Origin of the sequence: Amycolatopsis pretoriensis (assembly GCF_900107925.1) — a bacterium.
Classification (GTDB): domain Bacteria; phylum Actinomycetota; class Actinomycetes; order Mycobacteriales; family Pseudonocardiaceae; genus Amycolatopsis; species Amycolatopsis pretoriensis.
Window position 1 is genome coordinate 31,365 of sequence record NZ_FNUJ01000021.1, and the last position, 25,817, is coordinate 57,181.

17 protein-coding genes are annotated in these 25,817 nt (G+C 69.5%); 8 read left to right on the forward strand and 9 right to left on the reverse strand.

Annotated features, from left to right (window positions below):
• Positions 1-116: 116 nt before the first annotated feature.
• From BLV96_RS48345 to BLV96_RS48385, 9 genes are all read right to left on the reverse strand, one after another.
• Positions 117-3,119, reverse strand: a complete 3,003-nt coding sequence (locus tag BLV96_RS48345; RefSeq protein ID WP_086676806.1) for an AAA family ATPase — start codon at positions 3,117-3,119, stop codon at positions 117-119.
• A complete protein-coding gene (locus BLV96_RS48350) occupies positions 3,116-4,378 on the reverse strand; it encodes an exonuclease SbcCD subunit D (RefSeq protein WP_086676807.1) in 1,263 nt (420 codons plus the stop codon). Before BLV96_RS48350 ends, BLV96_RS48345 begins: the two co-directional genes overlap by 4 nt.
• Before the next feature lie 2 nt (positions 4,379-4,380).
• The gene (locus tag BLV96_RS48355; RefSeq protein WP_086676808.1) at positions 4,381-5,694 is read right to left on the reverse strand and encodes an AAA domain-containing protein; all 1,314 of its coding nucleotides are present in this window, start codon (positions 5,692-5,694) and stop codon (positions 4,381-4,383) included.
• Positions 5,691-7,046 carry a hypothetical protein gene (locus BLV96_RS48360; RefSeq protein ID WP_244181019.1) on the reverse strand — a complete coding sequence of 452 codons (1,356 nt, stop codon included), beginning with the start codon at positions 7,044-7,046 and terminating at the stop codon, positions 5,691-5,693. The genes BLV96_RS48355 and BLV96_RS48360 overlap by 4 nt, the downstream gene beginning before the upstream one ends.
• 149 nt (positions 7,047-7,195) lie before the next feature.
• Positions 7,196-8,323 carry a hypothetical protein gene (locus tag BLV96_RS48365; RefSeq protein WP_086676810.1) on the reverse strand — a complete coding sequence of 376 codons (1,128 nt, stop codon included), beginning with the start codon at positions 8,321-8,323 and terminating at the stop codon, positions 7,196-7,198.
• A 44-nt stretch (positions 8,324-8,367) separates the two neighbouring features.
• Positions 8,368-9,165 carry a hypothetical protein gene (locus BLV96_RS48370; protein WP_086676818.1) on the reverse strand — a complete coding sequence of 266 codons (798 nt, stop codon included), beginning with the start codon at positions 9,163-9,165 and terminating at the stop codon, positions 8,368-8,370.
• A 79-nt stretch (positions 9,166-9,244) separates the two neighbouring features.
• Complete coding sequence (locus tag BLV96_RS48375) at positions 9,245-11,389, reverse strand: DEAD/DEAH box helicase (protein ID WP_244181020.1); 2,145 nt, start codon at positions 11,387-11,389, stop codon at positions 9,245-9,247.
• A gap of 43 nt (positions 11,390-11,432) precedes the next feature.
• Positions 11,433-12,773: an ATP-binding protein gene (locus tag BLV96_RS48380; protein WP_086676812.1), complete on the reverse strand. Its 1,341-nt coding sequence runs from the start codon at positions 12,771-12,773 to the stop codon at positions 11,433-11,435.
• Complete coding sequence (locus BLV96_RS48385) at positions 12,770-15,535, reverse strand: tellurite resistance TerB family protein (RefSeq protein WP_279627587.1); 2,766 nt, start codon at positions 15,533-15,535, stop codon at positions 12,770-12,772. Before BLV96_RS48385 ends, BLV96_RS48380 begins: the two co-directional genes overlap by 4 nt.
• Here BLV96_RS48385 and BLV96_RS48390 point away from each other — a divergent pair.
• The 8 genes from BLV96_RS48390 (at position 15,416) to BLV96_RS48425 (ending at position 25,484) form a co-directional block, all read left to right on the forward strand.
• Complete coding sequence (locus tag BLV96_RS48390; protein WP_086676813.1) at positions 15,416-16,396, forward strand: DUF4238 domain-containing protein; 981 nt, start codon at positions 15,416-15,418, stop codon at positions 16,394-16,396. The genes BLV96_RS48385 and BLV96_RS48390 overlap by 120 nt on opposite strands.
• A gap of 105 nt (positions 16,397-16,501) precedes the next feature.
• Complete coding sequence (locus tag BLV96_RS48395) at positions 16,502-17,794, forward strand: hypothetical protein (protein ID WP_244181022.1); 1,293 nt, start codon at positions 16,502-16,504, stop codon at positions 17,792-17,794.
• The gene (locus BLV96_RS48400; protein ID WP_086677988.1) at positions 17,791-18,825 is read left to right on the forward strand and encodes a hypothetical protein; all 1,035 of its coding nucleotides are present in this window, start codon (positions 17,791-17,793) and stop codon (positions 18,823-18,825) included. The genes BLV96_RS48395 and BLV96_RS48400 overlap by 4 nt, the downstream gene beginning before the upstream one ends.
• A gap of 1 nt (position 18,826) precedes the next feature.
• On the forward strand, positions 18,827-21,853 hold the full coding sequence (locus BLV96_RS48405) for a hypothetical protein (protein WP_086677987.1): 3,027 nt from the start codon (positions 18,827-18,829) through the stop codon (positions 21,851-21,853).
• 52 nt (positions 21,854-21,905) lie between these two features.
• Complete coding sequence (locus BLV96_RS48410; protein ID WP_086677986.1) at positions 21,906-22,433, forward strand: DUF3592 domain-containing protein; 528 nt, start codon at positions 21,906-21,908, stop codon at positions 22,431-22,433.
• A 10-nt stretch (positions 22,434-22,443) separates the two neighbouring features.
• Positions 22,444-23,256, forward strand: coding sequence for a DUF3592 domain-containing protein (locus BLV96_RS48415; RefSeq protein WP_086677985.1), 813 nt, complete (start codon positions 22,444-22,446; stop codon positions 23,254-23,256).
• Between the two features lie 17 nt (positions 23,257-23,273).
• Positions 23,274-24,179: a hypothetical protein gene (locus BLV96_RS48420; protein ID WP_086677984.1), complete on the forward strand. Its 906-nt coding sequence runs from the start codon at positions 23,274-23,276 to the stop codon at positions 24,177-24,179.
• Positions 24,180-24,251: 72 nt separating this feature from the next.
• Positions 24,252-25,484 (forward strand): AlbA family DNA-binding domain-containing protein, encoded by a 1,233-nt coding sequence (locus tag BLV96_RS48425; RefSeq protein WP_143051165.1) that lies wholly within the window; start codon positions 24,252-24,254, stop codon positions 25,482-25,484.
• The last annotated feature ends 333 nt before the right edge of the window (positions 25,485-25,817 follow it).

Sequence of the window (25,817 nt, forward strand, 5' to 3'; positions counted from 1 at the left end):
GCGTGAGGTTGGCTGGTCGACGACAGGGTCGGCCTGAATTCCGCATTATCAGGACGTACCCGAAGCCTAGAGTGCCATTTGCATGACCGCTTGTCCTCGGAAGGCATTCGGCCCGGCTAGGTCAAGAGTCCTGCCGTCATTTCGTCGGTGATGAGCTGGTCTCGTTCGTCTGCGCTGAGCCAGTGGGCACGGCTACCGCCCGGTTTCTTGGTGACCAGGAGTACGTTGTCGAAGTTCTCCGCGACGTCGCGCATGTGGCTGATGACGGTCACCAGCCGGCCGTCCCGTGCTTGGCGGGTGAGTGCCTCGAGCGCTTCGCTCAGTACGTTGGAGTCCAGCGAACCGAACCCTTCGTCGAGGAACAGCGCTTCGACTCTTCCACCGCCTCGCGACGTGAGCTCGACGAGTGCGAGCGCCAGTGCGAGGCTGGCGAGGAACGTCTCGCCACCGGACAGGGTCCTGACGTCGCGGGGCTGACCGGTGTGGCCGTCCACGATGCGGAAGTCATTCGAGAAGGCGAACCGTTCCTTGGTCACCGACCGTAGACGTTCCGACGCCAACCCCAGAAGGGCACGCTGGCGGCGCTTGACGACTGCGGCCGGGAACTTTCCGTCCGCGAGCAAGCCGGCGAGTTCCCGCAAGCTTTGAACCACGGGTTGGGTGGCCGAGATGCGGGCGTCCAGTTCCGCGCAGATCGGCTCTTGAGCGACGGCTTCGGCGCGGTCTCGTTGGGCTTGACGCACGTCGGTCCGGGTATCGGTGAGCCGGTGTTCGAGTTCTGATTCATCGGTGATGCCAACCCCGGCCAGCTTGGCGTCTGCGTCATTCCGCGCCGTGCTTGCGTTCTGTTCCAGCACTTGTGCTTCCCGCAGGCAACGCTGGACAAGCCCCTCGACAGTACCAAGGACGTCGAGCGCCCATCGGGCGTCTGTGGTGATCGAGAGCGGTGTCGGGCGTTGAGCGGCTGCGGCCAGGCCGGTCATTTCGGCCGGTCCGATGGTCCGGTCGGCGATGCTCTGGACCAGGCGCCCGAGTTCCGCGACTGGCAGTTCGACCGACGCCCTGCGGTCTTCGGCGAGCTTCTTGCTCTGTCGGCGTAAGCTCTTGATCACTTTCTGCACACCATCAAGCTTGGCCTTGATGCTGTTCAGTTCGTCCAGCCGCTGCTGCGCCTTCTTCGTCCCGCGCTCGATCGCCTCCGCGGTCGGCTCGGCGTGGAGCCGATACTGGTCGGGAACGACCTCGTACGTTGCCAAGACTTGGCCCCTGCGACGCTCAAGGGCGAGCGTCAGCTTCACAAGATTCTCAGAGCGTTTTGCAAGAGCTTCCTTATCGTGGCGCAATCTTGCCTTGCCTTCGGTCATCGCGTCGTGTGCCGCCTTCGCTTCGGCTTCGACCTGTTCCAAGGTGACCGCCGTCTGTTCGGCCCCTGAACGAACCTCAGCGAGGATCGATTCTTCATCCTGCTCGAGGAGGAAGTCTCCGAGTGCTGCTGCGGCAGCGCTATAGGTTTCGTCGCGCTCTGAGTTGGCCGTCTTAGCCGCCTTCACCGCCTCCTCGAACCGATTTCGCACTGTCTCGTTTGCCACCTCGGCCCTGGTGAGCGCAGTGTGTGCAGTGCCGGCTCGCTTCTCTGCTTTGGTCAAGTTCCTCGCGGCTTGAGTCGTCTCCGCGGTGGCGGGTGCGACGAAATCACCCGGCAGCGGGCGCACACAGATCGGGCACGGTTCCCCTGCCTTGCTGACGGCGGCTGCGTGCGCGGCCGAGTTCGCCCGCCGCATGGCCTCGAGGTACTTGCGAGCTTCCTTGACTGCGTCGTCAGCGTGCGAAAACGCGAGACTTGCGTCGTTGAAGTCGGTCTTGCGGTCGTTCAGGTCCTTCTGGATCTCGCCTACTGACGCCGCCGAGGTCTTCGCCGTTCGAGCAGCCTGCCGGGCGTCGGCGAGCAGAGTGCGGCACCGCTCCAGTTCGCTCACCGCGTTGGTGTGGACCGTTTTCGCCTTCTCCACCTCGGCTTCGGAGTCTTCGGCTTTGGTGACGAGCAGGACGTGATCCCGTTCGCGATCGACCAAGGCGGCCTGCTCGACGCCGATGGCCGATTTTTCTTCCTCGATGTCGCGCCGCTGTGTCTCGAGTTCCGCGAGCTGGTTCGGCAATAGCTTGAAGGTGGTCAGAGCTTCCGTGACGCCGGCGATCCCGGTACCGGCCAAGTCCGCGGCGGTCAGGGTCGCATTCAGGCGTTCGGCGTCGTCGTCAGCGTCCTCGAGCTGCTTGCCCACAGTGGCGGTTTCGTCGGTGAGCCGGCTGTCGAGGCCGGCAAGATCGTGGTATCGCCGCTCGATGTCGTCGGGCAACCTGTTCATCAACCGCGAGGCCGCGGTGCGATGCTCCTTGGCCTTCCTGGCAGCGTTGTCGCCGGCTGTTCGTGCCTCCCTGACAGTGCGTTGCAGCTGTTCGAGGGCAGTGACCTGTTGGGCAGCGGCCGAACGCCGTGCCTCAGCGTCGACGATGCTGTTTGCCGGATCGTCGAGCAACAGACCGCGGCGGTGCTTCAAGTCCTGCAGGAGCGGCTCAAGCCGCTCCCGGGTCGTGACGGCTTGCTGCCGGACCTCCGCGAGCTGGTCGAGGCCCAGAACGTTCTTCAGGATCGCCGTGCGATCCGTGTCCTTGGCTTGCAGCAGCTCTTGGAACCTGCCTTGGGGCAGTACCACGGCTTTGAGGAAGGCCTGGTGGTCGAGGCCGACGAGCTTCTGAACCGCGTCTCCCACGGCGCGGGATCCCTCGACGAGGGAACCGTCGGTGACGCCCTCGAGCCGGTGGACCGAGGGCGGGGAGCCACCGGCCGAGGTCGTCCGGGTGACCTTCCAGACCTTGTTCCGGGCTTGGAACGTCAGCTCGGCCCGAGCGGTGCCGTCACCGCCGTCGGCGATCAGGCCTTTGCTGCTCCGGTTGTCCCAGGTGCAGCCGCCGTAGAGGGCGAAGCTCAGTGCTTCGAGGATCGACGACTTTCCCGCGCCGGTGTCGCCCACGATCGCCATCAAGGTCACATCGGTGAAGTCGATCTCCTGCTCGGCGCGGTAGGACCGCAGACCGCCGAATCTGAGGGTCAATGGCCTCATCGCGCTGCCTCCTTGGCGACGGTGACGGTATCGGTTTCCAAGGGGGCACTGAGCAGGTCCTCCTCCGGCAGGACCACCTGGCGCTGTTCTTCGACCGCGGTCAGCACGTGGGCGAAGGTCGTCATGACCCGGTCGGCCGAGGTGCCACCGGTGCCTTGCTCGGTCAGGTAGTCGCGGAAGAGTTGCTGCAGGTCGGGCTCGACATCGGCCGCCACCACCTCCGGGGTGAGAACTTCCAGACGCTGGTCCGCGCACACCTCGTTGATCTGGACGACGACCGCGTCCGGGAGGAGGGCGTGGACCTGTTCGGCCAAGGCCGGGTGTTGGGTCTCCGTGTGCACGGTGACCTGGCACAGCGCCCGGCCGACGGTGGGAGCGACCGCGACCAACTCCTCGAGGGTGCCCTCGAGGCGACTCAGTGGGCGGCCGCCGGTCAGTTCGAAGATGTGGATGTCAGCGGGCCGGCCGGGGTGGAGTTCCGCGAGGACAACGCTCTTGCGTTCTCCTTCCTCGCCGAAGTCGAGTTGGATCGGTGAGCCGGCGTACCGGCCGGTCACCTTGGCGCTGGGAAGTTTCTGGGGTTTGTGGATGTGGCCGAAGGCGGCGTAGCTGACGGACGGCAGGTCGTCGGCGTTGGTGACGTAATAGTCGGAGGCGTGGACGGGACGCTCGCTGCCGGCGAAGTGCGCGCCGCCGACGTACTGGTGGGCGGCGAAGATCGCGATGTCGCGGCGATCGTCGAACTCGCTCATCAGCCCGGCGGCGAGGGCCCGCTCCATCCGGCCGATGCGTTCGGCGTAGTCGCCGCGCCAGGAGCCGGGGTCGTCGAAGGCATCGACGTACCGGTTGGCGTTGACGAAGGGGAGTGCGGCGACCCGCGCCACGAAGCCGTCGGACGTGGGGAAGCGCAAGATGCCGCCGTCGGAGGGTGCTCGTGCCTTGTCCACGAAGTGGATCCCGCTGTCCGGGCCGAGGAGCTGGGCGAAGACGTTGAACAGCAGGGGCGAGTCGTGGTTGCCGCACACGACGACGACCGGAGCGACGGCCGCCAGTTCCTGAAGGACGGTCGTTGCTTTGCTCATGTCCTGGTAGGACGGTCGTGCGTGGTCGAACAGGTCGCCGGAGTGCACGATCAGGTCCGGCTTCTCCCGGCGCGCCAAGGCGATGATCTCGCCGAGGACCGCGTCGTGGTCGATGGCACGGGACTCGTTGTAAGTGACCCGGCCGAGATGCCAGTCGGATACGTGGAGGAGTTTCATGGTCAGCCTGCCGTCACTCGGTGGTCTGAGAGGTGCGCGAGCATGGCCTGGTTGGCCTCCCAGCCGTCCGGGAACTTCGCGGGCACCCCGAGGTGCATGGGCTCGGTGGACGGGTGCGCGTCGAGCAGGTCTTGGATCCCGGCCCGGGCGACGACGATGCAGGCGTGGCGGTGCCGGGAAGTGAGGACGCACAGCCGCCCGGACTCGAGGTGGAACGCGGTTGCGTCGCGGCGTCCGGAAAGCGGGTGCAGCACCAGAACAACGTCGTACTCACTGCCCTGAAGCCGGTTCGCTGTATCGGCCTTGACCGCCAGGTTGCCGCGCTCACGGAGGGCCTGCCGGATAGCGAAGACCTGGTCGCGGTGGGCTGCCCCGATCGCTATGCGGTCGGTGGTGATAGCGACTTCGTCCTGGTGGCGCTCGGACCAGCTCGTGGCGCCGCGCTGAATGATCCGTTGGGCCAGGCCGACGATCGCGTCGACGGCCTGGCCATCGGTGCGCAGAGTGTGCCGGGCGGGCAGCTCGTGCAGCGCCCAGCCGGTGCGGGCGGCGACTTCGAGTGTGTCGTCGACCGGGCCGCCAAACCCTCGCGTCCGGTAGGCCAGCTGTCGCTGCTCGGCCGTGGTGGCCGCGCGGAAGCCGGTGAAAGGGTAGAACGCCGTCGAGACCGGTGGCGCGGCCGCCGCGGACAGTCGCCAGGACACCGGCAGCTGATGCACGGGCAGGTCGGGGTTGTGGCGGAGCAACGCGGCGACGGCACTCTGCATCGGGTCCCACGTCAGCCCGTTCCAGCGCTCGACTTCGACGACCGAGAACGGGTCGAGCTGGCCGGGGTCCCCAACGAAGAGAGCGCGCTCGAACCGGCCGGCCACGCGCAGCAGCATGTCGGATCGCATCTGGTAGGCCTCGTCGATGATCGCCCACGGCCACGGACCGTCGGTGATGTAGACCCACTTCGCTGCCGTCCCGATGACGATCTGGGGATCGTGCAGGTGCTCGATGCGGTCGCCGATGGTCACATTGGCATGGGCGACTCGCGCGGTCGGGACGTAGCCCTGCGCGGAAAGCCTGCCGATGCGGACGGTGGGTGCTTGGCGGGCCATCCGGTCGATCAGGTCGTCGACCTGCTCGTTGGTCTGGGCGATGATCATCACGGGCTCACCGTGGCCGGCCAGCTCGATGGCGGTCCGTACGACGAGCGTCGACTTGCCCGCTCCCGGCGGCGAGTCGACGACGACGCCCCGCCGGGGACCTTGGGTGAAATCGGCCAGGACGTCCGTGATGACTCGTTCGACTTCCTGGGCGGCGTCGGTCATGACCACTCCTCGTCGGCGGTGTTGGCGTCATCCGCCCGCGGCGCCGCCACCGGAACGGGCGGCCCGCCGTGCGTCCACGGGGTGTCCTCGCGTGTGGGAAAGGAGCCACGCGGCCGGTAGGTGTCGGTGAGCGTGCTGAAGCACACCTGTTGCCCGGGTAGGGGGATCGTCCCGGCCGGCGCTGTCCGGCCACGCCCCATGCCTCCGGCGAGCTCGAGCGTGATCTCGAGGTCGCCGGGTTCGCCGGTGACGCTGTGGATCTCACCCCGTTGCTGGGGGCGCGCCCGATCGGTCACCGTGGCGTCTCCGGGAGCCAAGCGCACGGGGTCGGCAGTGGATACGGTGATCAACGGACGGAGGACGGCGCGTCGACCAGCTCCGACGACCCGGTCGGGAACCACCGACGTGACGGTGCCCACGAAGGCCTCGCCGCTCAACCGGTACTCGGCCATGACCAGGGGATCGTCGAAGGCCCGCTGTGCGTCATAAGCAGCCTGGTACTGTTCGAGGTCGCTGAGTCGCTGGGCCGCGGCCACCGCGCTGTCTCGCTTGGGCTGCGGGAAACCGCCGCCCGCGAGGTAGGTGTGAAAGTTGTAGTAGGCCTGTTTGTCGAGGTCCCAGCGTGCGGCGACGTGTGCGCCCGGTGGCTGCGCGCGGAGCAAACCGATCGCGTCCCACACCGAGTTCCACGTCGGTTCGAGCTGTGAGCGCAACGCGGACTCCAGCCTGGAGTAGGCCCGGCGCCGCTGAGCGTCTCCGGCCGCGCGGTCGTACTCGGTGATCGCCGGAGCCAGGACCTCACGGTCGAAGGTGGGGTCCGTTGCGGGCCCAGCCGGCGGTGACAGCACCGGGTCCTCGGCCGCGAGCGCTGCCTCCGCGCCCGTCGAGCCCTCGGGCGGGGCGATCCAGCCCAGCTGCGCGGCGAGGTTCGCGTCTTCCAGAGAACTCTGCCCCGTGGCCCAGTGCCCGCTCAGGACACTGGTGGCCGACAGCAGCAGGGAGGAGCCGACGTACTCCGCCCGCTCCGCCAGAAAGGTGAGCCACCTCCCCAGAATGGGTACGGAAACCTCAACGGCGTACTCGCCCGTCGTCGAGCGGAAGCGGGTCGAGCGGCCGAACAAGCGGAGGAACTCGATTCCCCGGTCGTTGGGCACCCACACCTGCGGTGCGTCGACCGCACATACCTTCTCCGGACCGCCGCGCCGGCCCACATTTTCGGTCATGCCGGCGAACGATCCGAAGTGCTGCAGGAAGATCATCGCCATGGAATGCGCGAAGTCGAACCGTTGGCCCCGGTCGCGGGGCTGCGGAACGATCAGTGTCCGGGGCCGGCCGCGTTCGTTGCCGATCATGACCGCCAAGGGGGCGTTCGCCTCGCCCGCCATCGCCAGTGGTACGCACACCAGGGGCTGAGCGCTGACGTGGACGTGGCGCACCGTCGTGATCGGTTGCGCGCGGTCTCTCTCGACAGCGTGTGCTCGGGCGAGAGCGGTGAGGGTACTCATGCCGCACCTCCGAGGATCTCGTCACGCAGGCGCTCGGCGAGCCGGAGCACCTGCGCGGCTTCGACCTCGTGTTCGCCCGGAGCGCGCTCGCCCGTCGCCAGCCCGAGTGCCGCGCCGACGGTGTCTACGCCTCCGAGCTCCTCCTGGACGGTTCGGCCCAGGGCCGCGGTGTGCCCGCGCGCTCCGGCTCGGCAGAAGTTCGTCATCTCGCAGATGTCCAGGCATTCGGGGGCGTAACGGGCGTCGATCAGCTCGAGCGCCTCGCGAAGTTCTTCAGCCGGCCGAGTGGGTTGGCCAGCGTCGTCGCAGCCGAGGTCCAAGGTCAGGCCGGCGGGCAAGTCCGCGACGAGCGTCCTGATATCGGCGAGCCGGCTGAGCTGCCGCCGGACCACGGTCAGCTGCTTGCGCACGTCGATCAACGCGGCGATCGGACGATTGGAGAAGTCCGCCGGGCACACGAGGAACACCTCGTGGGACACCAGTTCGGGAGAGACCCCGAGCTCGTCGAACAGTGCGCGCATAGCAAGGACGTAGACGGCCGACTGCGTAGCCGCAGCGGCGACCTTGCGCGCGTCGGCGCGGCCGTCGATCACCGGGAACGACTTGATCTCCACGACGTGGAACCGGTCGCGCAGCCGGAACGCGACCAGATCGGGTTCCAGGTAGACGTTCCGTCCCCCGATGTCCATGCGGAGCAGCGGGTGGTCGAACAACGTGCCGGCGTCTTCGGCGGACCGTGCGGCCGTGGCCAGCAACTGCCGTGACCGGCGGTGACGTGCTTCGAGACTTTCGTGGCCGCCGACGCTGTTGAGGTCGTCGTAGGCGACTTCGGGCAACGGCAGATCAACCAGTTCACGCAGCAGGCGCAGCAGTTCGGCACAGCCGTTCGCCTTGACCAAGGCCTCGAAGGCGACGCCTCGCGCGATCGCGAAGGGCGACATGCCGAAGGCCGCGGGATAGCCGACGTGACCGGCCAGCGCTTGCTTGTCGACGCCGGCGGCGTCCAGAACACTGCGACGGGCACAGCCGGGGTTGCTGCTCAGCGCCGCGATCGTGCGGGCGTTGTGTTTCTTCGGCTCGGCCGGCCCACGGAGGGCGTCCAACCGGGTGTTGAGGTCGTTCACGTGCTTGCTCTTCCTTCGCGGGGGAGCGCGGGCAGGAAGTCCGCTCAGTCGTTGGTCTTGGTTCGGGAAAGAACCTTCAAGGTCGAGCCGAACAGCTGCTGGGTCTCATCCAGCTGCCGCCTCGCGCGGGTAGCCGCTGTTTCGCGGTCCGCGTTGTCTGCGTCTTCGTGAATGTCCAGCTCCGCCCGGGCGGCGTCGGCGATCCTGCCGGGCCGCATCGAGTCGAACGACTCGGCCGCGCCGGGGATGTTCGTGGCGAACCGCCACAGCAGGTTTCGGGCGGGCAGGGTCGGTTCGGTCATCCGGCTGACCTGGTCAGCCAGGCCTATCGCGCCGGTGAGGAAGTCGACGCGCGCGCTCAGTGGCCCGATCATCCTGCGGGCCAAGGGCCAAGTCGACACCGCGAGCAGGCCTCTGGCCGGGACGAGCCGGTCGGCAGTCAGCGCGTTGCAGAGGTAGTAGGGGCGTGCGTGCGGCGACGACCGGAAGGACCGTTCCTCGTCGCGCCGCAAGCTCGTCAGTCGTGGGCTGGACATGCCGCCGCCGAAGAACGCCTCGTGCGCGGCGACGATCAACTTGGGTGCTGCCGGAGCGTTGAGCAATGTGAGTGCTCGGTGAACCTGGTCGCGGACCGGCAGCAGAGGCTCGTGCAGATCCGGTGGTTCGGGCTCCGGCTCAGGTGCTGTCAGGGCAGCGAGGGTCTCATCCCATGCTTCTTCTGCCCGGCGTAGTTCAGCCCGCAGGGTGCGCGCTTGGGCGCGGTCGCCGGATATGGCTGCCCGTCGCACTTCGGACCGGAGCGTCTCGATTCGACGTTCCAGATCCTCCAGGGGCTCTGTCATGACCACCAGCCTAACAGATTTCCAGCAAGTTCCAGCAAGTTCCACACTTTCGAGTGTTCGGGCAGTTCAGGTGGTTCGTTCACGGCGGATCGGTGGCGGTCATGGCCTGTTTGAGGCGCGTGGCGGACTCGACGGCGCCGACGCAGTCGATGTGCGCGGACACGTACTGGTCGCAGAGCAGTTCATCGCTCAACCAGCTGTCGAACTTCTCGGTCGCTTTACCTTCGACCTTGCGGGCAAGCGCGTGGGGGTCCGGCGCGGGTCTCTCGGCCACCGTCGTCACCGCGGTCAGCGCCGCTTCGCGGGAGGTACCGACGAGCCGGAGCGCGGCATCGTCGACGGCGGTGTCCATTTGGGAGGCGTTGAAGATCGCGGCGAGGGTGTGCAGCCGGCGGTCACCGGTCCAGGGGAACAGCAGCGTGTCGGAGCCATCGGCGACGACCGGACACTTGTCTAGCTCGAGGGTCGCGTACTCGCGTCGTGCCTGCTCGAGAAGCGCGCGCGACTGCTGGTCGAGGTAGGCAGGCGAGAGGTCGCCTTCGAGCAGTGTTCGCATCCTGGCCCGGACCTCCTCGTGTACCTGGCCACTGGACTCGCCCAGCCCCGGCGGCTTGCCGCCGGGGCTGGGCGTCAGCTGGACGACTCTGTCTTCTTCGTGAACCGCGACGACGCGCCACCGTTGACCGGCGAAGACCAGTAGCAGGCCTTCATACAGCGGGAAGTCGATCGGCATGGTGCCGAGCTGCCGTCCACTGTGGACGATCCGGTACTCCTCGGGTGTCTGGAACGCGGCGTAGAACGTGTAGTGGTTCACGGCCGGCTCACCGCGTCCGCTGAGCAGCAGAGTGCCGTCGCCGGCTTGGGTGAGCACGTCCTTGGCGCCGAGGGTGCGAAGCAGCTCCGCGAACTGCGTTGTGGTGACGTTCGAGAACGGACTTCCGCGTCCGCACAGCACCCGGAACGCCTCAGCTGGTTTTGCGCCGCCGTGCTGGGCGATCAGGGACAGAAGTTGCTGAATCAGGGTGGACAGGTGCAGGCGGGACGGCTCGGGTGGCTCGCACCAGCGTCCGAGCAGCAGGTCGATCGACGCGATCGTCTGCACCAGGGGCAGCTGGAGGCGGTCGAGGAGCGGTGTCTCAGCGTCGATCGCCACCGTGGCGCAGTAGGCGCGGAGGATCGCGGGCTCGTCGCGACGCCCAGAGCGGCCGAGTCTTTGCCGCAGGGACGCGACCGACGGTGGCGGGCCGATCTGCGCGACCTGGGCGATGGCGCCGATGTCGATTCCCATCTCCAGCGTTGTCGTGCAGACGGCGGTGGTCGGTTTGGTCGGGTCCCGGAGCATCGCTTCGACGTCTTCGCGGAGCTCTTTGGCGAGATTGCCGTGATGCGCGTGGAACTCGTTGGGGACACCGTTAGCAAGGCTGCGGTCGGCGAGTTCGGCCGCGTAGAGCTCGACTCGTGAGCGTGCGTTGGCGAACACGAGGTTGGTCCGGCCCCGCAGGTTCGCGAACAGGTGGTCCGCTATACCGCGCACGGCCATGCTCGCGTCCTCGTCGGTGTCCGGTCGTTCGTCGACGTAGCTGCGCAGTTGGAGCCGCAGCTCTTGACCGCTCGCGGCGGACTCGAGGATCGTCACGCGGTCACCATGGTCGGGGCGAAGCTGGTCGGCGGCCAGGGACATGTCGCCCAAGGTCGCGGACAGGCCGATCCTCGGCACGCGTCGCTTGATGGCGATTTCGAGGCGGTGCAGCTGTGACAGCAGTTGAGCGCCGCGTTCGGTGCCCAAGAACGAATGCAGCTCGTCGACGACTACGTACTGCAGTGCCGCGAACAGCCGAGCGATTTGCGTTCCGCGCAGCACGAACATCGCTTCGAGTGACTCCGGGGTGATCAGCAGGATGCCGGAGGGATCGCGCAGCAATGCCTGCTTGCGGGTGCCGGCGACGTCGCCGTGCCAACGATGAGTCCGGATTTCGAGGGCTTCGCACAGCTCCTCGGTTCTCCGGAACTGGTCGTTGATCAACGCCTTGAGCGGCCCGACGTACAGAGCCTGGATGCCCGGGCCGCTGTGGTCAGCAAGCTTCGAGCAGATCGGCAGGAACGCGGCCTCGGTCTTGCCCGCGGCAGTCGCGGCGCCGATCAAGACGTCGGTGTCGCCGCTGAGAATGGCGGGGATGGCAGCGTCCTGGACGTCGCGCAGCTCGCTCCACCCTTGCTGCCACACCCACCGCCGCACCTTCGGGTGCAGCAGACCGAAGTTGACGGCCTCAGATGCGGAGGCTGGTGAGCTCATCGGTGCCGTTCGGGTCGGAGACGTCGAGCTCGTCGGGCAGCGGCTCGAGGTCGGGGTTGGTTTCGGTGTCGATCGAGACGTTCCCGAGCAGTTGCCGCCAGTCGGCGCCGGGGTTCTGGTCGAGCACGGCCAGGAGGTTGACGAACTCCTTGATGGTGTTGCGCGGGGTGCGGAAGTAGGCGTCGCCGATCCGGCCGGCGCAGTGCTGCATGAACGCGGCGAGCGCCTCGTCCGGGACGAGGTAGGAAGCGGGGTCGCCGGCGGCGTAGACGTGACGCAGGCGTTCGAGCAGCACGTGCATGTCTTCCGGGGTCAGGTTCGCCAGCCGCAGGACGGGGCCGGAGTAGTCGACCAGGCCGCCGACGGCGAAGTTGTTCTCGGCGAGACGGCTGCGGAGCGCTTCGTAGCTGTAGAGCCCGCGGCGGGTGTCCATCAGCATTTCCGGGGTGCCCCCGAAGCAGAAGCCCAGACCTTCGACGTTGCCCTGGAGACAGTCGTTGACGATGCGCAGGACCTGCTCGTAGTTGGACTTGCGGGCGCCGGTGTGGGCGAGCTTGTAGAGGTTGACCATCTCGTCGAGGCAGACGAGCAGTCCGGAGAACCCAGCGAGCCGGACGAACCGGGCGATGAGTTTCAGATGGTCGTAGAAGCTGGTGTCGTCGACCATGGTGCGCACGCCCAGCGCCGCGCGGGCGTCGGTGCGGGTGGCGAACTCACCGCGCAGCCAGCGGACCGCGTCGGACTTCAGCTGCTCGTTGCCGGTGTCGTGACCCTTCCAGTAGGCGGCGATGACCTGCGCGAAGTCGTACCCGCCGACGCTTTCCGACAGCTGTTCGAGCCGGCCGGCGATCACCGTGGCCGGCGACGTCCCGGCATTGGCGGCCTCTTGGATCGCGGACGTCACGAACCGCTCGACGATGCTGGGCAGGGCGTTGCCGTCCGGGGTGGAGCGGGTGGCGATGTTGCGCATCAACTCGGCGTAGAGCGAGCGCGCCTGACCACCGCTGGCGTGCAGGCGACGGTCGGGGCTGAGGTCGGCCGACGTCGTGACGAGCTTGCGTTCGGCAGCGATGGACCGGACCAGGTTCAGGAAGAACGTCTTGCCGGCGCCGTACTCGCCGATCACGAAGCGGACCGCGGAACCACCGTCAGCGATCCGGGTGATCTCCTGGCTCATCGCCGAGACCTCGGCGGCACGTCCCACTTGGATGTGCTGGAACCCGGCGCGGGGCACCACACCGGAGCGCAGGGAAGAGATGATCGCGTCCCGGTCGCGGGGACGCAGCCGGGCGGGCTTGGGAGCGGGTGTGGTCATCCGAGCATGTCCTTCACGATGTCCTGGTTGATCTCGATGGGGTCGGAGCCTTCGCACAGCGGCTCGTCGGTGCGGTCGTAGGCCGCGTCATTGAGGATTTCGACCGCGCCGTCGGGCAGCAGCCCGATTTCGGCGGCCAGCGCGTCGAACTCGGCGCGGCTCCAGGCGTCCTGTTCGACGAGCCGGTGGAACAGCAGGGTGTGCGCGGAATCCAGCCCACCGACCACCGCGTCCGAGGGAGGCGGTGGTGGGGGCGCGGGCTCGTCGTCGGCGAAGATCTCGGCGAGTTCGGCGGCGACCCGCACGGACTCGGCCCTCGTCCGCGCGAGTCGTTCCGGATCGAGGGCGAGGGTGGAGGGTCCCGCTGGACTCTTCGACGGAGCCGGGATGGTGCGGCCGGTCCGCTGTGCACCGGGGATCCGGGTGCTGGTCAGCTCGTCGGTCGACGTTGCGGCGGCGTGGAGGGTGCCGTACACCTCGCCGGGGTCGAGGCCGAGCGTGGTGAACAGCCGCTCGAGGGTGCGGATCTCGTCCGGGGTGACTTGGCCGTCGGCCGCTGCGATAGTGGTGAGCAGTCGCCCGACCGCGGCCTTGCGGGACGTCGGGAGGGACTCCAGGCGCCGGCGCAGGACCGCGGGAGTGGGTGGTTTGGTCAGGACGAGTGCGGCGTGGGCGTCGAGCCGGAGCCGCTCGTCTTCACTGAGTTCGAGGTCGTCGATCGCCAGTTCCCGCAGCGCACGCCGTTCGGGTTCACTGACTGTGCCGTCCGCGGCGGCGACGAGCATGCCGAGGTTGATGATCGCGAGCGCGGCCGCGTACTCGGCGCTGGGTGCGCTAACGGGGGGATCCGCGCGCCGGAACAGGACCACCGACGACGTCGGCGTCGGGGTGTTCCCGCCGAAGCGCACGTCGGGTTCGATTCCGAGGCCGCGGTGTTCGAGCAGCTGGGCCACGGCGACGGCGTCGGCCTTGGCCAGTTTGCCGGTCTTGGCCGGCCACCGCGAGATCAGCTCCTGAGCCGAGGTGACGCCGCGGCCGTCGCTGCCGATGCTCTGCGCGGCCCACGACCACACCGCCTCGGTCTCGGGGCTCGGCTTGTGGGTGACGCCCTCCGGCAGGAGCGCGATGGCCGCGGGCGAGCCGGCGCCGTCCGGGTTGCGGCCGAGGTAGCGGCTGTAGGCGTCAAGATCGCTGGTCACGTCTTCGACGATGTCTCGTAGCTTGGTGATCGGGCCGGTCAGCTTGCCGACGTCGGGCAGCTTTGTGTTCTCGAGCGTGACGTGGCCGTGGAAGCCGCTGCTGGCGGCGTAGTAGCCGACGGACAGGCGTGGCTTGTTCGGCTTGACGAGCATCCCGTCGCCGAACTTCGCGCGGTAGCGCTTGGTGAACAGCTCCAGGAACTCGTCCGGGCAACGCACGGCGGGTGTCCGGAGGTGGGCGTCGGGATGGTGGCCGTACCAGGACAAAGCCCAGTCGGCCGGGATCGGACGTCCGTCGACGGCCAATTGCGCCAGCCCGATCTTGAGCTCCACGGGCAACTCTTGGCTCCACTCGGGGACCGGCGGCGCAGCGCGGTCGTGCCGCACCGTGGGATCGAGGAGAGCGACCGCGTCGAGCAAGCCTTCCGCGTAACCGCGGAAGGAGCGGTTGCCGCGGTAGATCCGGAGCAACCGGCGCACTTCGCCCACCAGGGTCGCGAACTCCCCGTCTGCGTCGTCGAGGTCGTGGATCTCGGTCAGCAGGCGGCGTTCGAGACCGTAGAAGTACAGGAACACGTAACCGATGTAGGCGTTCGGGTTCGCGCGGCCACCGGCCAGCCAGGACACGTAGGCGCCGCGAGCTCGTGGCGAGATATCGGCGTAGCTGGGCCAGTAGTCCATCGACTCGCCCGGCCAGTCAGGGTTGCGCAGGTCGACCGCCAGCGTCAGGTCGATCAACGCAGGTTCGTTCCCGACGCCGGCCGCGTCGGGCATGCCAGTGCCGACGTAGAGCAGCCCGCCTCGCAGAGTCGTTCCCGCGACGACCACGTCCTGGCCTTGGGGAACCCACCGGTGAGCCGCGGGAGCGGCGGCTCGTCCGGGAGGGGACGCGGGTCGGCGAGGAGCCGGTGCCGGGGGCCGGCGAACTTGCGGCGCACTCGGGCGCAGGCTCTCCTGGTACGGCGACCGCGAAGCTGTCTGCGGTCCCGAGTACGGCCTCTGCGGAGCCGCAGGCCGGGGCGGCAAATCAACCGGGGAAGGTGCCGGCCGGGCCTGCGGACGCCCCGCCGGAGATTGTGGGGGCGTCGGAGCGGACGCCCGCTGTGCCTTCCGGACCAGCAGAGCCACAATGGCCGCCGCGAGGAGGAGTATCACCAGCGCTGTCAAGAAACCCCCTCGATCGCACACCCTTGAGGCGACACACCGTCTTGTTCTCGGTGGGGGGATCGGTATCCGCCGAATGAGAGTTACCAACTTGATCGAATCGTCACTGGCGGGCTCGGCATTCGGTTGGTCATTGACCTTTTGAGGATACTGAACGCGAATTTCGTTCGGGCAAGACCTGCTGAAGCAATCGACCGAGTTCGCCGCCTCACGACCGGGGGTGCCACGATGGGGCCGTGCCCGGCGAGGGCCTAATCTCGACCGACGAAGGGCGCAGCCTTGAGCGTTCCGCAAAAACACCACTACGTGCCGCAGTTCCTGCTTCGGCGGTTCGCCGACACCAGCAAGAAGCTCCTGGTGCACCACACCGATAAGGAGGAGCGGCCCGGCCGGGTTCACGTGGGCAACCTCGCTCAGACCTTCCGCGGGCACACGCTGTACTGGCCTGGGCGCGAACCCGACCACGCCACCATCGAAAGCGGCATGGGTTCGATCGAAACCCACACTGGCCGCGTCGTCGCGGACCTGCTGGCCGGTGGAGCGCGCAGCCCCGCGCCGGATCAGCGGGAAGTGCTCGGATTCTTCATCGCCCTGCAGTGGCAGCGTTCGCGCTTCCTCATCGACCTGCTCGTGCGCAGCGTCCTCGCCCCGGACGCACCGGTCAATGAACTCGAGCGGTCGCTCGGCATCCGGCAGATTATGCATTCCGTGCTCTTCCCCTGGTTCGCACGGCTCGACGGAGAGATCGATCCAGGTGAAACCGCATGCTATGTCGCCGACTGGCTCCAGTACGGCCCTTGGCAATGGCGCCTCTACCGGCCCGATGGTCCGAAGCTCATCGTCGGCGACAACATCGTGTGCCTGTGGGGCCTGGCCGACGGGGAAACCAGTGAAATGCCCGAACCCTGGACGCATCACGGCGTGGGGGTCGGTTTCGGCAACTGCGGACGCGTCACGATGCCGCTGGCACCCAACCTCGGACTGATCATCCACCGGGACGGCCGGCCAGACCTGCGCAACCCCACGGCAGCCGAGTTCAACCGGGCGACTGTCTACAGTTCCAGGGAGTTCGTCGCCCACCACCCGGAGGGCTTGCCGAGCGCCGACCTGCAGCGAGCATTGCGCGAAGACCTCGGTACTCAGCGGCAGCTCCTTCCGATCATCATCGAAGCCGCGCGAAGGGCGGCCGAAGAAGACGCTCGCCAGTCGGACCGGCTGTTCCAGCAACTGTCGGAGACCGAGCCGAAGCCGTTCTTCTGACTCCCCGTCGTGAGCCCAAGCAGGCAGGACTTGCGCCGGGGCTCGTGAGCGGTCGCCGTGGCCCGTCGCCGGTAGGGTGCGATCAAGAGACAGCGGAAGGTGGTCATGGGATCGAGTAAGCCCCTCCTGCGTTCGGCTGTCCTCGCGGCGGTGTGGGTGCGGATCCCGGGGGTGGAGGTGCTGTCGTCCGCCGATGGTGGCCCGCTGACCCGTACCGTCAAGAAGATCATCGACCCGCTGGTGCTCCGCACCGCGGCGCGGCCGCGGCTGGGCCGCCCGCTGCTCGAACCGGCCGCCGCGGCGGAACTCACCGAACTCCTGCTGGCCGACGCGCCCCGGCTGCGGGCGACGGCCGCGTGGTTCACACACCTCAAGCGGCAGCGCCGGGTCCTGCGCATCACCGCGGGCGACCTTCAGGACGTATGCCTTCCCTTGGCGTACGAGCTGGCGACGGGCTTCGGCATGCCCGGCCCGGAAGCGCCGGAGACGGCCGCGTCGGCGTTGCGTGAGTTGCACGGCGAAGCCGACGAAGCCGGCATTGCCCGGCTGACCGCTTACCTGGCCGATCCCCGGGTCGCGGCGGAACTCACCGCGGAGCTGCACCGCCGATGGCACGCCGAGGCGGATCACGGCCTCGCGCCGGAGGGTGCCGTGGCGCTGCTCGGCGAGTTCGTCGACGAGCTCACTGACACCACTTGGCGCGCTCTTGCGGACTCTGCGGCCGGGCACGCCCTCGGGCTCGCCCTCCGCCGGCGCGGCGGCACCGACGCAGTTCCCGGCCGGCCGGATCTCGGCCTGCAGCGCGGGGACCGGACCGCCGTCCCACCGTTGCTCCGCCGCGACGAAGCCGGGCCCGAACTGCTCGAACGCAGCGTCGAACGGCGGGTGCGGGCTACGCTGCGCCGGCTCCAGGCGGACGAGCGCGGTCGCGTCGAAAGCCTCGTCGACGACGAGCTCGCCCGGGTCGCCGCCGGCTTCGGTCTCGGGCTGCCCGCACTGGCCACCTGTTTCGCGCTCGGCGTCGTCCTCGCGCCCGCACTCCGGCCACTCGACGGCATCGCGGCCGGGAGCGGTCCGGAATTCGCACGGCAGCTCAACGCCCAGGTCGCGCGCGAAGGCTATGTTCTGCACGCCCGCCGGGCACTGGCGGGCGCCACGCCGCTCACCCCGCGTCCCGACGCCGAGCTCGTGCGCGAACTGCGGGAGTTCGCCAAGCAGTTCCTCGGCCGGTTGTGGATCCGGCTGCACGGCTTCGACGTCCGAGGCGACCTCCCCGCCGGCGCCGCGGACGTGCGGGACATCGTCACCGGCGTCGTGCGCTCGACCTCGCTGGACCTGCGGACGAAGGTGCGCCGCGCGCTCGTGGCCCGGCTGCCGGATCTGGAGGCCGTTTCGTGACGCACCCGTTGCACACCCCCGTCGTCGCCACGGACGGCGCTCTCGTGCGCTTCGCCCTGGCCGACCTGCTCGCCGGCACGCCCGGCTCGATGCGCATCGAAATCAGCGACGCGGCGGCCGCGGAGCCGTGGCTCACCCGGCTCGTCGGCGAGGAACACGCCGTGGAGGCGATCACGGTCGGCCAGATCGAGATCCCTGGCCGCCCCGAACTGGCTACCCTCGCGCTGCTGCTGTGGGCCCGCCGGTGGTGGCCCGCGAGTCCGGTGCTCGGCGTGCCGCCACTGGACCCAGCGCTGCTGGACCTCGAAGCGGCCGTCGCTACCGCGGCGGTCGAGAGCATCGCCGAAGGCATGCTCGACGGCTTCGAAGCCACTCCGGCCGAGCTGTTCGACGCCGCCGCCGACGGGGTCGCCGCGACGGCGGTCGCGGACGAGGTTCGCGACCTGTGCCTGAGGCTGTCGGCGTGGTTCGACGACCGGGACGACGTCGTGCGCGCCGAAACCACGGCCGCGCTCGCCGCCGCCGTGGAGCCCGGGCAGCGCGCGTACGCTTTGGCCGCGGGCACCGATTCCGGGCCGGCCGAGGACGGCGTGGTGGCTGACGGCCGGGCCAGCGTCGACTGGGCGCGGGTACCCCCAGGCGTACTCGACGCCGCGGAGGACACCGTGACCTGGCGGATCGTCGCGGCTCCGGCGGCCACCCGGCTCGAGGTCGAGGTCGCCGGGGCGTTCGCCGACGCGACCCTCACGGCGTCCGCGACCCACGACGGCGAAGTGCTCGCGGAAGTCCCGCTGCTCCTGGGGCCGGGCTGGTTCGCCGGCGCGGCCGATCTGGACGACGCCGCAGCCCGCCGGGCGACATCCGTCCCCATCGGACTCATTGTGGGCGTGACGGCCGAGGACGTCACCGGGACGACGCCGGCGGACCGGGCGGAGGTGGTGTCGCTCGTCCGGGCGCGCGGTGCGCTGCCACCGGCGGGCCGGACGCTGGCCGAGCGTGCGGCCGCCGCGGCGGGCGACGAGGAGTTCTGACGTGCTCGCCGGGATGCCGCCGCCGCTGAGCCCGCCGGACCGGCCACTGCCGGCCGAACTGGCCGGAGCGAGTTCGCACGGGTACAACTGCCGCTGCGTCGCCGTGCACTTCGGCCTGGACCCGGCACCCTACGGCGTCCTGCCCGCGTGCTCGCTCACCGGAGCCGAGTACCAGGGATTGCTGGAAGAAGCCCTCGAAATCCAGCGAACGGCCAAAGACCTGGCCGCGGCGCGGGACATCGCGGGCGCGCAGCGGGAGTACGGCCGGATGCGGCAGCTCGCGCACCGGCTCGACCGGACCGACCTCGAGCTCGCTGCCGTCAGCGACCTGGCCACCGTCTGCTATTCCGCGGGTGACCTGAACAACGCCCGCGTGTGCGCCGAGGCGGTGCTGAGCGCGTTCCGCGTCGGCGCGGCCGCTGTTGTCCACTTCGGACAGTACGCCGAGATCAGGATGATGGAAGGCTCCCGCGAAGTCGCCGAACGCGTACTCGTTTCTTTGTCCACGGAGGAGGGTGACGTCGCTCGGGCCCGGGAGCTGATCGCCGGGCAGCGTCGACGGGCAGCGCTGCGGAAGGCGGCCGAGCCGGGGCAGTACCCGCGCGAGCTGCTCGACCCGCACGGCGCCGACGAGCTGACATTGCGCATCCTCGAAGCGCGGGTGCAGGTGGCGGCCGGGGACCCGGCCGGCGCGCTGGCCACGCTCGAGGACATCCTCACTGCGCTGCAAGCCATCGGCGGTGTCGAGGAGGTCCGCGACCAGGTCGCGTCGCTGCAGGCGATGGCGAATGCCGAACGTGCGCGGCTCCGTCAGGCCGGCGGCGAGGACGCCGCCGCGCGGGCAGACCTGTTCCGGCTCGACGCCCAGCACGAAGGCCGGCCGGCGGCCGCGAAGTTCGCCGTCGACCTGGCCGCGGACCGGGCGCTGGGCGGTGACTTCCGGGGCGCGGTGTCCGCGATCGTCGCCGCCCGCGACGAGCTCACGGCGGCCGGCGCGACCGGCGACGTCGCGGAGGCGAGCCACGCGCTGGGCTCGCTGCTGCTGCTCGCCGGCGACGCGCGGCAGGCACGCGCCCAGTTCGAGCACGCTGGTGCGCTCTGGAAGGCCAACGGGGACACGCCGAACCAGCGAAGGCGCGACGTCGCGCTGGCCCGCTGCGCAGCCGCGGAGGGCGACTGGGCGGCAGCGGAGGAGCACGTGACCCGCGCGCGGGAGTCGGCGCGTGCGTCCGGGATGTGGCTCCAGCGCCTGCACACGGACTTCGCGGCGGCCGAGATCGGCTTCGCCCGTGGTGACGATCTGCCGGCGGTGCTGGACCTGCTGCTTCCGGCGGCGCTGGCGGCGGCGGACTACCGGTTCGAGTTCGTCTCGCCGCGGGCGCGCGCGGCCTGGGCGCGCGACGTCGCCGGTCCGGCGACCGAGCTGCTGATGGCGCTGCTGGCCCGGCTGAAAGAGCCGAGGCTGGCGGCGGAGCTGATCGAGCGCACCTGCGCGGTCGGGGCCTACACCGGGGCAGAAGCACCGGCGCTCGACCTGACCGGCACGCCGCCCATCCCGGAACCGGAGCCGCCCGCTGCGGGGCTGCCGTTGGCCGCGCTGGGTGCCGTCACGGCGTCGCTCCCGCTCCGCCTCGCCCCGCCGCCCGCCCTGCGGTGGTCTCCCGGCTCGCCGATGCGGCTCGACCACTGGCTCCGGATCGCTGCCGAGCGCTACGGCTTGCCCCGGCCGGAAACCGAAACCGTGGCGACGTGGTCCGCCGCCGAGGCCTGCCGCGAGACGTTCGTCCTGCGCTACGCCGACGCCGGGCACACCTACCTCAGCTGGCGGACCGCGGACGACCTCGACACCGTCCACACCCACCCGGTCGACGCCGCCCTGGTCGCGACGGCTCGCGAGCTCTTGGCCGGCGCCTCGCCGACACCGCGCGAAGGGGAAAGCGTCGCCGACGCCGTCCGGCGCGCACTCGGCGACGACGCCTTCGGTGGCTTCACCGGTGAACAACGGCTGGCCCGGATCCTCGCGCTCAACCTCCTGCCCGCCGACCTCGTCGCCCGGCTGCGGGACGCGGCCGCGAGCGGACGGCGTCCCCTCCTGCGTGTGCAGCCGTCGCCGAGCCTCGCCGCGGTGCCGTGGGGGCTGCTCGCCCTCCCCGACCGGAGGCCGGACCACGTGCTGGAGCTCGGAGAGGAGGGCACCTGCTTCGATGGCGACGACCGCGTCCTCGACGTCGCCGACGTCTCCCTGCTCGCGCCAGCCGGGATCCCGCGCCGTCCGCCGTCGGGCGCGGGGCCGCCGGTGTACCTGCTCGACCCGCGGATCCCCGGGCAGAGCGCCTTCGGCGACCTGGGCTCCGTGCTCGGTAAGCAGGACCCCGCGTCGCCGCTGATCCGCCACCTCGACGCGCGGCTCGCCGCCGGGCCGGTCCGGCCGCCCGCCGCGCGGGGACTCGACCTGGTCCGCCGCACCGACACCGACCGGGTGCTGCTCGCCCGGCTGCTGGCCGAGCCCTGTTCCCGGCTGGTCTTCGTCGGGCACGTCAGCCGCGTCCGCGACGAACACGGCGCGCAGACCGCACTGCACCTGTCGTGCCTGGCGGAGCTGCCCGGCACGGCCGAGCCGATCGGGGCGCACCGGCCGTTCACCGCCGCCGACCTCGCCCTGTCCGAAGTGGCCGCGATGCCGGCGCGGGTCGCGCTGATCGGCTGCGCCAGCGCGGGCGACTTCGGCCTGGCCGAGCCGTTCGGCGTGCTGCTCGCCGCTGTCGCGGCGGGAGCGCGGCTGGTGGCCGCGACGGTGTGGGCGTTGCCGACGTCGGCGGCGGTGCCCGACGCGGATCCGATGGCCGAACTGGTGATCGCCGTCGACACCGCGCTCGCCGGCGACGACCCGGTCACCGAGCTGTGCGCGTGGCAGCGCGGCCGGCTCGCCCGGTGGCGCGAACGGCCGGAGCCGGCCCGCTCGCCGGTGTTCTGGGCGGCCCTGACCTGCCTCGACGCCTCCGACGACGGGCAAACCTGGGTTCGGTAGCAGCGCGTCCAGCCGAAGCTGTGTGCGTACCGCACAGCGAAAGGCAGGACCGATGTTCAAGAAGATCCGCGACAAGATCAACGAGGCGACGCAACAGGGCGCGGCCCAGGGCGCGCAGCAGTTCCAGCAACACGCGGACCAGTTCCGGCGAGCGGCCGCGGCCGAGGGGTATGACATCACCCCGCAGCTGCCGACACCGCAGCTGGCCGCGCAGGCGCTGCGTGGCATGCACGCCGACCCGGACATCGCGGCGTTCATGGCGCTGCCGCCCGAGGAACAGCTGCGCCAGCAGCAGGAACTCCAGGCCTACGGAACGCAGCTGCGGCGTCTGTACGACACCGGCGAGCCGGCCACGCTGGTGGTCCGGGCCCTCGAGCCGACCGGCCGGACTGTCGCCGGGCAGGCGCAGTACACGGCGACCCTGGAGGTCACCCGCGCCGACGGAACCACCTACCAAACCGTCGCCCAGATGATCACCCCGCTCGCGACGATCCAGCAGTACGCGCCCGGCACCCGGCACGAGGCCCGCGTCGACCCGGCCGACCCGTCGCAGGTCGCCGTGTTCGGCCCGATCGACTAGGCGGCCCGCCGTGTTCCGGTTCACCACCGTGTTTTCCCGGCCGGACCGCCGGGCCGGGTGGCGGCTGTGGCTGCTCGGTGTGCCGACGACGCTCGCCTGGGCCGCCGCAGGCTGGTCCGGGGCGCTCGGGCTGCTGGACGGCTTCCGGCTGATGTCGCTGAACCGCGTCGACGCGTGGGGGGCCGACGCGAACCCCGAGGTTTCGATCATGCTCTTCTTCGCCGCCGCGATCACGGTGGCGTCGTCACTCGGCTTCGCGATGATGTGGGCCGCCGTCCCTTCGGTGGACCGGATGGGCACCGGCTTCCGGGTGAGCTCGCTGACGACGGCCCTGGGCGTGGCGCTGGGCAGCGGCGTGGCGATCCCCTCGTGGACGCCGCCGGAGGCGGTGGGGCAGCGGCTGCCGTTCCTCGACGGGAAGGCCGAGCCGTGGTCCGATGTGGACTGGGTCGTCTACTACGAGCCGTACCTGGTGCCGGCGGTGTCCGCGCTCGTGGCGCTGGTCCTGATTGTGCTTCTGCTGCAGGCTTTCCTCACCGAAGCCGAATCGGACGACCGCGAGCAGGCGCTGCGCCACCGCGGCCGTGAGGTGACCGGCTTCGTGACGCACGTGGAGTTCACCGACGTGTGGGTCATGGGGCACCCGAAGTTCGTCGTCCACGTCCGGTTCCCGGCGGAGACCGGGGAACGCACGGTCGTGACGACGATGGTCACCCCCTTGTTCCAGGCTCCGTGCCGCGGTTCGGCGGTGCGGGTCCGCTACGACCCCCAAGATCCGGAAGCCGTGCTGGTCGAACCGGATCCGACTGGGTCGCTCTTCTAGAGCCGGGAGTACTGCCCATGTCCACTGCGCCCAACCCCGTCCGTCCGGCCGCCCTCCTGCGCGGGTCGCTCGGCGGCGGCGTCTCCGGAGCGACGCTGAGCGCGTTCATCACCGGAATCGTGCTCGAGAGGGTCCCGCTGATCCTCCTCAGCCTGGGCCTGCCCCTCGTCTACGGCGTACTGCTCTTCCTCGCGGGCATGCCGCGGCGCGCCCGCGAGGCGGCGGTCGTTCCCCACGTCGCGCTCGCCAAGATCGAAAGCCTGCGCGCCGGCGGCACCGAAACTGGCGACGTTCCGGTCGACCTGGTCATCACGATCGCCCCCGGCTACGAGCCGTCGTTCCGCACCGGGATCACCCACCACGTCAACCTGGTCGACCTCCCGCGCTACCGGACCGGCGACATCCTGGTGGTCGAGTACCCGCCGGACCGACCGTGGCAGGCGAAGGTCGTCCCACCCCCGACCGCGGAGTGGGAGCGTCGCGTGGCCGACGCGGTCGTCCAGCCGGCGCCCGAGTCCAGTTTGGTCCAGGAGCCGCCGGAAGGGTGGGGGTACGCGTTCTTCGCCTTCGCCGGGCTGCTGCTCGGCGCGGCCATCGTGCTCGGCCTGTTCCGCGTCGAGCTGTTCAGGCCGGAGCCGGCGGAGCCGCCGTCGTCGTCGAGTTCCAGCACGGCCACCGTCGGCCCGCGGGAGTCCGCCCCGGACACAGAGGAGCTGCGCGCGATCATCGAGTCCTTGGCCCGCCGCGCGGAAATCCCGGCCGACCGCATTCCCGACCTCGTCCGGCAGGCCACGAGCACCCTCGCCGTCGGCTGGCCGCGGACCTGGCAGATCACCGTAGTCCGGGCGCCGGACACTGTCACCGTCCGGATCACCGCGACCGGGCCTGGTGGCAGCGCCTCCCTCGTCGTGCCACCGCGATGACCAGCGGCGTGTTGGTGAGACCCCGGACCGGACGGGTCGCGGAGATCCCAAGCGGCCTGCGAACATGGAACTGTGACGACTCCCGCTCCTCAGTTCTACCTCGGACCGGCCGTACCTCGTTGGCAGCCCGCCACCTTCGAGGGTGTCCGCGAAGCCTTGGCGGACGGCACTGTGCGCGAGCACCATTGGATCGACGTCAAACTCGAAGTCGGTGGGTCCGAGGGTGCCAAGAAGGAGTTCGCGCGTGATGTCGCGTCGTTCGCCAACGACGGTGGGCTGCTGGTGATCGGGGTTGCCGAGGACAAGGCGAATCGGGCCTTCTCGATGGCGTCAGTGCCTTTGGTCGGGCTGCCGGAGCAGGTCGACCAGATCCTCAGGTCGCGGTGCGATCCGCCGTTGTTCGTCCAATGTCACCCGATCGAGGATCCGGCGAATCCGGGTAGTGGTGTTCTCCTGGTCGAAGTACCGCCGAGCCCGCTCGCACCCCACATGGTCGACGGCCGGTACCACGGCCGAGGGGACACCACCAAGCATGCTCTCAGTGACGCCGAAGTCGTCCGGCTCTTCGAGCGTCGGTCGGCTCGTCAGGTGGTCACTCGGGCCTTGATCGACGTCGAGATCGCGAGGGACCCGGTTCCACCGGACCGCGGGATCGAGGCGAGGCTGTACGCCGCGGTACGGGCTACCGCCGCGCCACCCGAGCTCCTGACCGAGCATCTCATGGGACACGAGATCGACCGCCTGGTGCGCGCCCGTGCGGAGGGCCCCGGATGGAAGTACTGGCGGCTGCTCTCCGAGGATGAACCTCGCGCTGCCGGCCGCGGGTGGCACACGTACGGCCTCAACTCCCGGGAACTCTGGCTCGACCACGATAAAGTCCGTACCGCAGCAGATCTCGAAGTCTCGGACAATGGTTCGCTCGCCCTTTTCGTTTCACGACTGTCTTTCGAGAAACGAGTCGGAGACGGGAAGCAGAAGTTCTTGCACGACGGAGACGCGGTGGCGGTCGTGCGAGGACTGGCTGAACTCGTTGGTTCGCTAGGTACGACCTACGGATACCAAGGACAGTGGCAGCTCGCCGTCGGCATGACGCCCCTCGCCAAAGTCGTTTCGGCGGACGTCGGCGTCGCTTGGGTGGATAGTCCTGAGGATGTGCTGCGGTACAGCGCAGAAGACTTCGTGAGCGGGACGACAGCCACTACGGCCGAATGCCGCGAACAGCCTGGAGCGGTCACCCGGCGGTTGATGTACCGCTTGGTGCGTGCACTGGGCACCGCAGACCGGCGCGTGGAGCTCTTCGCCTGACCGGACCGTTCGAGTCTTCAGTAGTTCAGCGGCGGCTGTGATCAAGAAATGCGGATGGTCGGCTCAGCTGCCGTTGATGTCGCTGCCGTGCCAGTGCCGATGTAGACAGGCACACCGACTCGTGCACCTGCTCGCTGATTCACACGACGACACCAGCCAGCACGGATAAGCCGCCGACGATCGTTGCGATCCGAGCGCCGTCTTGGAGCACGTTGTTCATGCGCGAGAATATGCTGGCCCGTTCGTGCGTCAGCGATGCGCTCCGCTGATCGCGCCACCGAGTACGGAGAAGCCGAGGCGCTTGCGCAGCCGATGCGTTGAACACCTCGGCTG

Coding starts and splice junctions, on each gene's coding strand:
- BLV96_RS48345 (WP_086676806.1), bottom strand. CDS start 3,119: ATGAGGCCATTGACCCTCAGATTCGGCGGTCTGCGGTCCTACCGCGCC.
- BLV96_RS48350 (WP_086676807.1), bottom strand. CDS start 4,378: ATGAAACTCCTCCACGTATCCGACTGGCATCTCGGCCGGGTCACTTAC.
- BLV96_RS48355 (WP_086676808.1), bottom strand. CDS start 5,694: ATGACCGACGCCGCCCAGGAAGTCGAACGAGTCATCACGGACGTCCTG.
- BLV96_RS48360 (WP_244181019.1), bottom strand. CDS start 7,046: ATGATCGGCAACGAACGCGGCCGGCCCCGGACACTGATCGTTCCGCAG.
- BLV96_RS48370 (WP_086676818.1), bottom strand. CDS start 9,165: ATGACAGAGCCCCTGGAGGATCTGGAACGTCGAATCGAGACGCTCCGG.
- BLV96_RS48380 (WP_086676812.1), bottom strand. CDS start 12,773: ATGACCACACCCGCTCCCAAGCCCGCCCGGCTGCGTCCCCGCGACCGG.
- BLV96_RS48395 (WP_244181022.1), top strand. CDS start 16,502: ATGGGATCGAGTAAGCCCCTCCTGCGTTCGGCTGTCCTCGCGGCGGTG.
- BLV96_RS48410 (WP_086677986.1), top strand. CDS start 21,906: ATGTTCAAGAAGATCCGCGACAAGATCAACGAGGCGACGCAACAGGGC.
- BLV96_RS48420 (WP_086677984.1), top strand. CDS start 23,274: ATGTCCACTGCGCCCAACCCCGTCCGTCCGGCCGCCCTCCTGCGCGGG.